Genomic DNA, 11,936 nt, shown 5'->3' on the forward strand with positions numbered 1-11,936 from the left:
CCTACGATGACCTCATCTCCCTCCCCCGCCTCCTTGCATCTGGTTGTGGTCGGCGGCGGTTTCGCCGGCTTGTGGGCGACCCGCGCGCTCGATGACCCCGCCATCCGCATCACCTTGATCGACCGGCAAAACCACCATCTGTTCCAACCGTTGCTGTACCAGGTCGCCACCGCCGGGCTGTCGGCACCGGATATTGCCGCACCGCTGCGCCACATCCTGCGCGAGCAGCGCAATGTCGAAGTGTTACTTGGCGATGTGGCCGAAATCGCGCCAACCCGTCGCGAAGTGGTACTGACCGATGGCAAGACGCTCGGCTACGACATGCTGCTGCTGGCCACCGGCGCCACCCATGCCTACTTCGGCAACGACCAGTGGGCCGAACATGCGCCCGGCTTGAAGACCCTCTACGACGCGCTGGTGCTGCGCCGCAAGCTGCTGCTGGCCTTCGAGCGGGCCGAGGCCGAATCCGACCCAGCCGCGCGTGCGGCCTGGCTGAGCTTTGCGGTAGTCGGCGGCGGCCCCACCGGTGTCGAGCTGGCCGGCACCCTGGCCGAGATCGCACGCCACACGCTCAAGAACGAATTCCGCCACATCGACCCGCGCCAGGCGCGCGTGCGCCTGGTCGAAGCCGGCCCGCGCGTGTTGCCGTCGTTCCCCGACGATCTTACCGACAAGGCGCGCAAGCAGCTGGAGCGGCTGGGTGTGGAAGTCCACACCGGCACGCCGGTGACCCATATCGATGCGCTGGGTTACCAGCTTGGCGACAGCTTCGTCCCCGCGCGCACCGTGGTATGGGCCGCCGGCGTGGCCGCCTCGCCGCTGGCGCGCACCCTGGGCGTGCCGCTGGATCGCGCCGGCCGCGTGCTGGTGGCGCCGGACCTGAGCGTGCCCGGCCACCCGGAGATCTTCGTCGGCGGCGATCTGGCGTCGGTGCAGCAGAACGGTCGCCCGGTGCCGGGCGTGGCGCCGGCAGCCAAGCAGATGGGCAAGCACATCGCCAAGGCGATCCGTGCGCGCCAGCGCGGTCAGGAGGCGGCCGCGTTCCGGTATCAGGACTTCGGCAACCTGGCCACCATCGGCCGCATGGCCGCCATCGTGCACGTGGGCAAGCTGAAGCTGTCCGGCATCGTGGCGTGGTGGTTCTGGCTGGCCGCGCACGTCTACTTCCTGATCGGCTTCCGCAACCGCTTCGTGGTGTTGGTGAACTGGGCGATGGCGTACTGGAGCTACCAACGCGCCGCACGCATCATCTTCGGTGGCGCAACCGACGACCCGCCGCCCAACACCAAGGACGGATGACAGCGCCACCGGCCGTGCGCGATGCTGTGCGGCCTGATTCGACGGTCTACGTGTGGCAACTGTCCTGTTCCTGCTGGATCTGCTCGGCACCTTCGTGTTCGCCCTGAGCGGCGCGACCGTGGCAGTGCGCAACCGCCTGGACCTATTCGGCGTGCTGGTGCTGTCGTGCGCGGCCGCTGTCTCCGGCGGCATCGTGCGCGATGTGTTGATCGGCGCCACCCCGCCGGCGGCACTGGTCCACCCGCAGTATCTGCTCACCGCCTGCCTGGCCGGCGTCGCCGGGTTTTACTGGCACGCGGCAGTGGAGCGCCTGCGCAACCCGGTGCAGATTTTCGACGCGGCGGGTCTGGCGCTGTTTGCGGTCTACGGCACCAGCAAGGCGCTGGACTACAACCTCAGCCCGTTGAGCGCCACGTTGTTGGGCATGCTCAGCGGCATCGGTGGCGGCATCGCACGCGACCTGCTGGTCGCCCGCACGCCGGTAGTCTTGCAAGCGGAGTTATATGCGGTCGCCGCGCTTGCCGGTGGCGGCCTGGTGGCCGTCGGCCACGTGCTCGGCGTGCCGCAAGCCTGGTCGCTGGCAACCGGTGCCGGCGTGTGCTTTGGCCTGCGCTTTATGGCGATCCGTTATGGCTGGCATCTGCCGGTGGCCCGCTTGCCGGAATAGTCGTCATCGGCCAAAGCCGCGATACCGTCCGCATCATCCGGACGGTGCATCAGCTTCTACGAGACTGTTTGCGCTGCCGACCCGCAACGCAAACGGCCCGGATCAACCGGGCCGTTCGTGCAGCATGTACCGCGTGATCGAACCGATCAGGCGACGAACAGTGCCTTCATCTTCTTCAGCGCGTTCGCCTCGATCTGGCGGATACGCTCGGCCGACACGCCGTATTCGTCGGCCAGCTCCTGCAGCGTCACCTTGGACTCCGAATCCAGCCAGCGGCGCTTGACGATATCGCGCGAGCGCGCATCCAGACCGGCCATGCCTTCGCGCAGCAACTGCAGCTGGTTGTCTTCGCTGTCGTGCCGCTCATAGGCCTGCGACGGGTCTTCTTCGTTGGCCACCAGATAGCTGACCGGCGACGGCGGACCATGATCGTCATCTTCATCCGACGACGCGTCGAAGCCGATATCCCGGCCGGACAGACGCGACTCCATCTCCATCACTTCACGCTCGGAGACGTTCAGGTCCTTGGCGACCGCGGTCACTTCGGAGGCGTTGAGCCAGCCCAGACGAGTCTTGGACTTGCGCAGGTTGAAGAACAGCTTGCGCTGCGCTTTGGTCGTGGCGACCTTGACGATGCGCCAGTTCTTCAAAATGAACTCGTGCATTTCGGCACGGATCCAGTGCACCGCGAAGCTGACCAGGCGCACGCCCATTTCCGGGTCGAAGCGCTTGACCGCCTTCATCAAGCCGATATTGCCTTCCTGGATCAGGTCGCCCAGCGGCAGGCCGTAGCCGTTGTAACCGCGGGCCACGTGCACCACGAAGCGCAGATGGGAATGGACCAATTCACGCGCTGCGTCCAGGTCCAGCTCGTCGCGGAAGCGGCGGGCCAGATTCTGTTCCTCATCGACCGACAGCACCGGAATCTGGTGCACGGCACCGATGTAGGCGTCCAGCGAACCGAGCGCACTGGGAATCGGGAGATTGTTTGCCACAAGGGCAGTCGAGGTAGTCTGGTTCATAGGCACCATCTTAGCAGTCGAACTATTGGACTGCTGGGTACAGAAAGAGTTCCCAGCGTTCCATTTATAGGACGTTCGGGCTTTCAGCCTTGGCGGCGTTCTACCGCGCAGCTCCCCGAATTCAAGCCCTACGCTACCACTGCGCCCCTGCCCAGACCGTGACAAACCTGTGGCGAAATGCGCGTGCGCAAGGGTTGTTCAGCCGGCGGCCGACGTTGTATCCAACGCGTTGCGCGGCGGCAATGACCAATCGACCGGTTGGATACCGCGGCGCTGCAGATGCTCGTTGGTCTTGGAGAAATGCTTGCATCCCAGAAAGCCGCGATGCGCCGACAACGGCGAAGGATGCGGCGCCTTGAACACGCGGTGGCGTGCCTGGTCGATGACCTTGCCCTTGGACTGCGCGTAGCTGCCCCAGAGCAGGAACACCAGGCCTTCGCGCTCGCGGTTGAGCGTCTCCACCACATGGTCGGTGAAACCTTCCCATCCCTTGTTCTGGTGAGCGCCTGCCCGGCCCTGTTCCACCGTCAGCACCGCATTGAGCAGCAACACGCCCTGGCGCGCCCACGGCATCAGATAGCCGTGATCGGGCCGCGGGATGCCGAGGTCGTCCTGAATTTCTTTGTAGATATTGAGCAGCGACGGCGGCACCGGCACGCCGGGCAGGACCGAAAAACACAGCCCGTGCGCCTGGCCCTCACCGTGGTACGGATCCTGGCCCAGGATCACCACCTTGACCTGCTCGAACGGGGTGGCATCGAAGGCGGCAAACATCTGCGGGCCGGGCGGGAACACCCGCGCGCCAGCCGCCTTGCGCTGGCGCAGAAAGGCCGACAGCTCCTGCATCTCCGGGCGCAGCAACCAGTCACCCACCTTTGCCTTCCACGACGGTTCCAGCTGGATACGCCCTTCCACTTCGGTCATAGGGTGATGGCCTGATCTTCCAGGCGTGCCAGCCGCAATTGGAACAACACCTTGGTCACCAGCAGGCGCTCTTCGATGGGTTTTTGCACCAGATCGTTGGCGCCAGCGCGCAGCAGTTCGGACTGGTTGCGCGGATTGGTGTCGCCAGTCATCACCAGCACCGGCAGGCGGCGCTTGCCGTAGGCGAAATCGATGCGGATGCGCTCGACCACATCGCGGCCGTTGAGCTCGCCTTTCAGGGTCACGTCGGTCAGCACCACGTCGATACGGCGCTCGGTGCGGCCCAGCGATTCGGCGGTGAGCAGCGCAAACGCATCCTCGGCGGTGAGCACGTGCACCACTTTCAGGCTCTGGCGCTCGAGCATGCGCTTGGTCGCCTCGGCCACCACGCGGCTGTCTTCGATGTAGAGCACGGTGGCGCCCACTACCGGCTCGGGCTGCACATAACCGCGGATAAAGGTCGCCAGGGCTTCATGGCCCAGCGCCTTGTCGAAATAATCGGTGACGTACTCGGTAAAACGACGCTCGACCAGATGCTGCTGCGCATCGCCGGAGACCACGATCACCGGCACATAGGCCTGGCCGGCCGCTTCGCGCACGCTGCGCGCCAGGGTCAGGCCATCGCCATCGGGCAAGGACAGCGAGGTGGTCACCAGATCCACCGCACCGGACTCCAGCGCAGCGCGCGCTTCGGCAATGCTGGCGCAGCCAATCACCTGCACATTGGGCAGGTCGCGCCGGAGCACGTCGGCAATGAGCTTGCGTACCAGCTTCGAACCATCGACGACCATCACACGTGGTGCGTCGCTGATCAGGTGTTTGAGATCTGGTGGATGCATGGCAGGCCTCAGGTCTCGGTGGGACGGGTCTGACGAAGGAAATGGCCGGTCACCAGCCAGGCGCCCAGCCAACCCAGCACCAGGGTGCCGATCAGCACCATCACAGAATGCAGCAGATCCAGCCCGTGCAGGGTAAAGGAACTGCCGTAGCTATCGGCCAATGTGGCCAATGGCGCGCGCAATGCCAAGCCCGAGGCGGCGATGAGAGCGAGCGCAACAGCGCCAGCGCCCAGCCCGTACCACGCACCCAGATACAGGAACGGGCGACGGATGAAGCCATCGCTGGCACCGAGCAATTGCAGCACGCCAATCTCTTCGCGCCGCGACTGAATGTCCAGCCGCACGGTGTTGCCGACCACCAGCACCGCGCCGATGCCAAGCAGCGCCGACAGCACCTGCACCAGGCGTTCGCCGAAATGCAGCCAGCCATCCAGACGCTTGCGCCACAACGCGTCGTGCTGCACCTGGTCGGTCTGCGGCAAGGCCTGCAACGCGCCGGCCAGCTGCGCGTCGTCGGCCGCATCTGTGGGGGTGACGATCAACAGCGTGGGCAGCGGATTCTCGCCCAGCGCATCGGCGGCTTCGTCGAGTTTTGCGCTCTCGCGCAACGCGGCCAACCCCTGCTCCGGTGTGCGCAGCGTCACCTGGGCCACGTCGGGGCGCGCACGCAACTCGCCGGCAAGCGCTTGCGCGGCATCGGCGGCGACATCGACCTTGAGGAACAGATTGATTTCGCGCGACTGCTGCACGCTGCCGGCCAGCAGCTTGACGTTGTCCAGCGCGATCGACAGCCCCAGCGGCAGCGCCAGCGCCAAGGCCATCACCACGATGGTCAGCAACGTTGCCCAAGGCTTGCGCATCGCGCGGCCCAGGCTGAAGGCGATGCTGTGCAGGTGGTGGTCGATCCACACGCCGAAGCGCGACGGCGCCACGGATTCGGTATTGGCGAGCTTGCTCATTCGGCCAGATCCTGCGGCGAGATGTCGTCGACCAGGCGGCCGTGATCCAGGATCAGCACCCGCTTGCGCATCTGCTTGAGCAAGGCAAGGTCGTGGCTGACCACCAGCACGCTGGTGCCGCGCGCGGGCAGTTCGGCAAACAACTGCATGATTTCGGCGGCCAGTGCCGGGTCGAGATTGCCGGTAGGCTCATCAGCCACCAGCAGACGCGGCTCACCGACGATGGCACGCGCAATCCCCACGCGTTGCTGCTCGCCCGCCGACAGCTGCGACGGCAAGGCTTTTTCGCGATGAGCCAGGCCGATACGTTCCAATGCAGAGCGCACGCGCTTGCCGATCTCGGCGCGACGGGTGCCGCGCAGGATCAACGGCAACGCCACGTTCTCGGCGATGCTGCGGTCGTTGAGCAGACGATGGTCCTGATAGACCGCGCCCACCTGACGACGATGCAGCGGAATCTGCCGGCCACGCACCTTGAGCAGGTTGCGCTCGCCCAACAGCACGGCGCCCTGGCTGGGACGCTCGCTGAGGTGGATCAATTTGAGCAAAGTACTTTTGCCGGCGCCGGAGTGGCCGGTCACGAACAGCATCTCGCCATCGGCCACTTCGAAGCTGACATCAGTCAGCGCCTGGTGGCCCCCGGCGTAGTGCTTGCTGACGTTGTCGAAACGCAGAACGGTCATCCAGCGATTATGCCGGAGCGCCAGCGCTTACGTCGCATCGCCGAAGACCGGCGATGCGATTGATGCCGCCAGTGGTCAGTTGCCCGAGACCAGCGAACGCAGACGGCGGCCGATCCTGCTCAGCAGCGACGGGCTGCCGCCTGGCTTGGCGGCGGCACGCACTGGCTTGGCGACCACCTGGGTCGGCTTGCGCGGCGCGGCGGGTGCGGGCACTGGCGTGGATGCGACCGGCTCGGCGCCTTCGACCGGACGGCCGTTGCGACGGCGACGACGCTTGCGCGGTGCGCGCTCGCCCTCGACGTCGATGGTGGACGGTGCAGCCGCTGCGGCGTCAGCAATCACCGGTGGGACCGCTGCAGCCGCTGCAACAACTGGAGCCTCGCCCTCGACGCGCGGCTTGCGACGCGGACGCGGCTTGCTATCGGCACTGCCGCCGTCGCGACGACTGCCGCCACTGCCACTGCGCGAGGCGCCGCCCGGACCGCTGCGACCGCCACCGCGGCGCTGTTCTTCGGCCGCACGCTGCTCGCGCGCCTCGCGGAAGATGGTGCCCACGCTGTCGCCAGCGTCTTCATCGACCTCTTCGCCTTCCACCGCCACGCGCGCCGCACGCGGCAACGGTGTCAGCAGCTCGGTGGTCACCGGCTCAACCGGGATCTTCTGATCGATGTAAGCCTCGATATCCGGCAGGCTCATCGCGTAGCGCTCGCAGGCGAAGCTGATCGCATCGCCCTCTTCGCCCAGGCGCGCGGTGCGGCCGATGCGGTGCACGTAATCTTCGGCATCGAACGGCAGGTCGTAGTTGTAGACGTACTTGACCCCATCGATATGCAGGCCACGCGCGGCCACGTCGGTGGCGACCAGGATCTCCAACTGGCCCTTCTGGAAGCGGTTGAGCAGCGACTCGCGCTTCTTCTGCGGCACGTCGCCGGACAACACACCGACGCGATAACCATGGCGCTCCAGGGTGCGTGCCACGCGCTCGACGAACGCCTTGGTGTTGACGAACACCATGGTGCGCGCACCTTCGCTGCGCGACAGCAGGCCCAGCAGCAGCGTCTGCTTCTCTTCGTCAGACGGGAAGTAGATGCGCTGCCGTACGCGTGCGGCGGTGATGGTTTCGGTCTCAACCACGAGCTTTTCCGGCTCGTTCATGTGCTCGTAGGCCAACTCCAGCACGCGGTGGCTCAGCGTGGCCGAGAACAACAGCGTCTGGCGGGTGCCACGCTCGGGCATGCGCCGCAGCAGGAAGCGGATGTCCTTGATGAAGCCCAGGTCGAACATGCGGTCGGCTTCGTCCAGCACGCAGATCTCGCAGGCATGCAGCGAGACCACCTTGTGCTGCTTGACGTAGTCGATCAGCCGGCCCGGGGTGGCGATGATCACATCCACGCCCTGCTGCAGCAGCTCGCGCTGCTTGTCGTAGTCCACCCCGCCGTAGACCAGCGCAAAGCGCAGGCCCAGGTCGGCGCCGAACTTGACCGCGTCCTTGTGGATCTGGATCGCCAGCTCGCGGGTGGGCGCCAGGATCAGCGCGCGCGGGTCTTCCGGCTTGCGGTCGGCCAGCGCCGGGCGGATCAGCAGGCGGTTCATCACCGTCACCAAAAACGCCAGCGTCTTGCCGGTGCCGGTCTGGGCCTGGCCGGCGACATCGCCGCCGGGCAGCGCGACCGGCAAGGTCAATGCCTGGATCGGGGTACAGCGGGTAAACCCGGCGCTCTCCAGCCCGGCAACCAACGCCGGCTGTAGGTCGAACGAGGAAAAAGTCAAATCGGTCAGCGGTTTGTCGCTCATTATTCCGTCTTCGTGAGGCGCCCTGGGCAGCCCGGGCGCGGCTTGCATCGATGCCGACAGCGTCGCAAACTGCGGCTCTTGTGGCGGACAGCGCGGCTTCAGGACTGACACTTGATTCAGTCGCGCAATGCCCCAGTTTAACGCAATGTGGCGGCCTGCCCGATCCGGGTGGGCCGTTTGGTTTCCAGGAGACCCAACGTGAGCGACAAGGTTCAACATGTCGGCGATGCCGACTTCGACACAGCAGTACTGCAATCCGGCGAACCGGTCCTGGTGGATTTCTGGGCCGAATGGTGTGGCCCGTGCAAGATGATCGCACCGGTGCTGGACGATCTGGCCGATACATACCAGGGCAGGCTCAAGGTTGCCAAGGTCAATGTGGACCAGAACCGCGCCCTGGCCATCAAATACCACGTGCGCTCGATCCCGATGCTGTTGCTGTTCAAGGACGGGCAAGTGCAGGCGAGCCAGATCGGGGCGGTCGGCAAGGGCCAGCTGACCCAGATGATCGACAAGACCCTGGGCGGCGCCGCTGCCTGAGTGAACGGGCGTCCAGCGATGGGCGCCCTGCGGTTCGCCGGTAGTTAAACCCTGCCACGGCGGACGCTTGCGCGGTTACGCGTCGCGGTGATAGTGTCAGTTGGTCCGGCACACGTTCGTGCGCCGCCGTACCCCTCTAGAAACTTCTTCTAGACTCCCATCTACCAATAGTTCGCCCCCCAGCCGGGCGCTCGCACCTTAGCGAGGAATCACGCACTTGTCCGATCATCCTTCCTCCGATACCGGGAGCAGCGTCGACGCTCCCGTCGAGAAGCGCGTGCGCAAGCCGCGCGTGAGCAAGACCGCCGCCTCCCATGACGATGCCGGCGCACAGCAGTCCAATCTGCCCTTGCCCGCCAGTCCCGCACCCGACGCTCCACGCGCCCCGCAGGCACCGTCGCACGCTGCCGAATCGGCATCGGCGCAGACGTTCGGCGATGGCGCAGGCGCCGGCAGTTCGCCCGGTAACAGCGGTAATAGCCAGGGCGGCGACAGCCACGGCGAGTCCCGCGAAGGCGGCCAGTCGCAGCAGCAGCGCTTCAATCAGGCGCAGCAACAGCAGAACCAGAATCAGGCGCAAAGCCAGGGCCAGCCCCAAGGTCAGGGTCAAGGCCAGCAGCCGGGCCAGGGCCAGAACGCTGGTCAGAACCAGCAAGGCCAGGGGCAGGGGCAGAACCAGCAGGGCAACCGCCGTGACCGGTTCCGCAACCGTCGCGACCGCGGCCCGCGCGATCGCTTCGGCAACGAAAGCGGCGGCATGCCCTCCTCCGATGGCAGCAACGAGCCGTTCATCGCGCGTCCGCATCCGGCCGTGCCGGAAGGCTTCCCGGTGTATTCGCTGAGCGATCTCAAGCGGATGCCTGCGCAGAAGCTGCTGGACATCGCCGATCAGCTCAACATCCAGGAAGGCGTGGCGCGCGCGCGCAAGCAGGACGTGATCTTCGCCCTGCTCAAGGTGCTGACCCGTCATGGCGAAGGCGTTGCTGCCGACGGCGTGCTGGAAATCCTGCCCGACGGCTTCGGTTTCCTGCGTGCCGCCGAAGCCAGCTACCTGGCCGGCCCGGACGATACCTATATCTCGCCCAGCCAGATCCGCCGCTTCAATCTGCGCACCGGCGATCATTTGTCCGGCCGCATCCGCTTCCCCAAGGATGGCGAGCGCTATTTCGCGCTGTCGATCGTGGACACCATCAATGGTGAGCCGCTGGAAGCGAGCAAGAACAAGGTGCTGTTCGAGAACCTGACCCCGCTGTTCCCGCGTCGCCGGTTCCGTCTGGAACGTGGCGATGGGTCCACCGAGGACATCACCGGCCGCATCCTGGATCTGATGGCACCGCAGGGTAAGGGTCAGCGTGCGCTGATCGTCTCCCCGCCCAAGGCCGGTAAGACGATGATGATGCAGCAGGTGGCCACGGCCATCACCAGCAACCATCCCGAAGTGCACATGATCGTGTTGCTGATCGACGAGCGCCCGGAAGAAGTGACCGAAATGCAGCGCACCGTGCGCGGCGAGGTCATCTCCTCCACGTTCGACGAGCCGGCCGCGCGCCACGTGCAGGTCGCCGAGATGGTGATCGAGCGGGCCAAGCGCCTGGTCGAACACAAGAAGGACGTGGTGATCCTGCTCGACTCGATCACCCGCCTGGCACGTGCCTACAACAACGTGGTGCCCAGCTCCGGCAAGGTGCTCACCGGTGGTGTGGACGCCAACGCGCTGCACCGCCCGAAGCGTTTCTTCGGTGCGGCACGTAACGTGGAAGAAGGCGGCTCGCTGACCATCATTGCCACGGCGCTGGTCGAGACCGGCAGCAAGATGGACGAGGTGATCTACGAAGAGTTCAAGGGCACCGGCAACAGCGAAGTGCATTTGAACCGTCGCATCACCGAAAAGCGCGTCTACCCTGCGATCGATATCAACCGCTCGGGCACACGTCGCGAAGATCTGTTGATCGAGCCGGAGCTGCTGCAGAAGATCTGGATCCTGCGCAAGTTGCTGCATCCGATGGACGAAATCGCGGCGATGGAATTCCTGCTGGACAAGATGAAGACCACCAAGTCCAACGACGAGTTCTTCAGTTCGATGAAGCGCTGAGGTCGGTCTGGATTAGCGCGGCGAGAAAGCCCCGCACTGCGGGGCTTTTTTGTGGGCGGCGTTCGCGTGAGAAAGCACGTCTTCCGAGCTCGCTCGAACTGGCGCGGCCGTTGCCGATCAACTGCTGTGTTGACCGAGAGCTCGACGGTCGTACGTGGTGCAAGCGGCCGTCGGAGGGCTGATCTGATGGCGGGCCGACTGCGCGACACCCACCGCGCCGATTCGGAACCGCCAGTCGTCTCAGCCTTCCTGCAGCGGCGTGATCAGGCGTACGCCTTCGCCGCGGACGGAAAACAATCCCGATCCCGGCAGTGCGTCCGGGCTGTCGGTCGTCGCGGCTGCGTCGTTCTGCATTCGCCACGACGCGGTCTGACGCGGGCCCGGCAGATACGACTGCCATTTTTTCTGCTTGGCATCCAGGTCCTTCTCGGACGCTGCGATGTCGAACGTCACCGGCACGCGCATCTCCCAGAACGGCGCATTGCGCTCAGACCCGGCAGTGGCCGGAGTGAAGGTCCAGCTGCGCGCCTTGGCGATGGAGGCGTCGGCAAATTCCTTGCGCCAGCGCGCACGCTTGGACTCGGGAACCAGTGCGGTGAGGTTGACCTGTTCGGCAACCACATCTTCCACCTTGCCATCGCGTCCGATCTTGAGCAGCAGGTAGACCACGCCGGTAGCGCCGCCCCTGAAGGCATTGACCGGATAGGGCGGCGGCGCCATGCCGTTGGGTTGTGCGCTGATGCCCTGCGGGGTCTGGCCGCCGAAATGCGCGCTGCGGATCGACACCCGATATTGATTGTCATCGCCAGGCTTGGCGACCAGCAGCAAGCTCATCGGCAGCCGCGCCGGCAAGGCATTGCCATCGTCCTTGACCGGATCGAACCGCCACGCTGCCACCGAGTGCTTGATGCGCTCGCGGACAGCTGCAGGCAAACGCTCCTCGTCGACGAGCGCCACCGCGGTCACGGTGCCGTCGGGGGTCAGCGTCAACTCGCCGGTGACATTCATGCTCGCTTCGATCTGCGCACGCGCAGCGTCCGGTTTGGCGTGCGCCACGCCCATCGCTGCCAGCGAAAAAAGGATGCCCAGACCTATACGTTGCTTCCACTGCATTGCC

11 protein-coding genes are annotated in these 11,936 nt (G+C 65.5%); 4 read left to right on the plus strand and 7 right to left on the minus strand.

Annotated elements, in window-relative coordinates; all coding sequences use genetic code 11:
- The first annotated feature begins 6 nt into the window (after window positions 1-6).
- Complete coding sequence (locus ACZZ0O_RS02915; protein ID WP_463592181.1) at window positions 7-1,299, plus strand: NAD(P)/FAD-dependent oxidoreductase; 1,293 nt, start codon at window positions 7-9, stop codon at window positions 1,297-1,299.
- Window positions 1,300-1,351: 52 nt separating this feature from the next.
- Window positions 1,352-1,966, plus strand: coding sequence for a trimeric intracellular cation channel family protein (locus ACZZ0O_RS02920; protein WP_055847585.1), 615 nt, complete (start codon window positions 1,352-1,354; stop codon window positions 1,964-1,966).
- 146 nt (window positions 1,967-2,112) lie between these two features.
- Here the strand turns inward: ACZZ0O_RS02920 and rpoH are convergent, their stop codons facing one another.
- From rpoH to rhlB, 6 genes are all read right to left on the minus strand, one after another.
- A complete protein-coding gene (rpoH, locus tag ACZZ0O_RS02925; RefSeq protein ID WP_463592182.1) occupies window positions 2,113-2,988 on the minus strand; it encodes an RNA polymerase sigma factor RpoH in 876 nt (291 codons plus the stop codon).
- Window positions 2,989-3,186: 198 nt separating this feature from the next.
- Window positions 3,187-3,912: a uracil-DNA glycosylase gene (gene ung, locus ACZZ0O_RS02930; RefSeq protein WP_115563027.1), complete on the minus strand. Its 726-nt coding sequence runs from the start codon at window positions 3,910-3,912 to the stop codon at window positions 3,187-3,189.
- Window positions 3,909-4,751, minus strand: coding sequence for a response regulator (locus ACZZ0O_RS02935; protein ID WP_055847573.1), 843 nt, complete (start codon window positions 4,749-4,751; stop codon window positions 3,909-3,911). Before ACZZ0O_RS02935 ends, ung begins: the two co-directional genes overlap by 4 nt.
- An 8-nt stretch (window positions 4,752-4,759) precedes the next feature.
- Complete coding sequence (gene ftsX, locus ACZZ0O_RS02940; protein WP_463592183.1) at window positions 4,760-5,710, minus strand: permease-like cell division protein FtsX; 951 nt, start codon at window positions 5,708-5,710, stop codon at window positions 4,760-4,762.
- Window positions 5,707-6,393, minus strand: a complete 687-nt coding sequence (gene ftsE, locus ACZZ0O_RS02945) for a cell division ATP-binding protein FtsE (protein WP_003484499.1) — start codon at window positions 6,391-6,393, stop codon at window positions 5,707-5,709. The genes ftsX and ftsE overlap by 4 nt, the downstream gene beginning before the upstream one ends.
- Before the next feature lie 75 nt (window positions 6,394-6,468).
- A complete protein-coding gene (gene rhlB, locus ACZZ0O_RS02950) occupies window positions 6,469-8,187 on the minus strand; it encodes an ATP-dependent RNA helicase RhlB (RefSeq protein WP_055847567.1) in 1,719 nt (572 codons plus the stop codon).
- 198 nt (window positions 8,188-8,385) lie between these two features.
- Here rhlB and trxA point away from each other — a divergent pair, with 198 nt between their 5' ends.
- Window positions 8,386-8,727, plus strand: coding sequence for a thioredoxin TrxA (gene trxA, locus ACZZ0O_RS02955; protein ID WP_046964286.1), 342 nt, complete (start codon window positions 8,386-8,388; stop codon window positions 8,725-8,727).
- Between the two features lie 217 nt (window positions 8,728-8,944).
- Window positions 8,945-10,819: a transcription termination factor Rho gene (rho, locus tag ACZZ0O_RS02960; protein ID WP_463592184.1), complete on the plus strand. Its 1,875-nt coding sequence runs from the start codon at window positions 8,945-8,947 to the stop codon at window positions 10,817-10,819.
- 240 nt (window positions 10,820-11,059) lie between these two features.
- Here rho and ACZZ0O_RS02965 read toward each other — a convergent pair whose 3' ends face one another.
- Entirely contained in the window at window positions 11,060-11,932 is an 873-nt protein-coding gene (locus tag ACZZ0O_RS02965) for an energy transducer TonB (protein ID WP_463592185.1), read from the minus strand.
- Between the last annotated feature and the right edge of the window lie 4 nt (window positions 11,933-11,936).

The organism is Xanthomonas sp. AC360 (genome assembly GCF_979258225.1).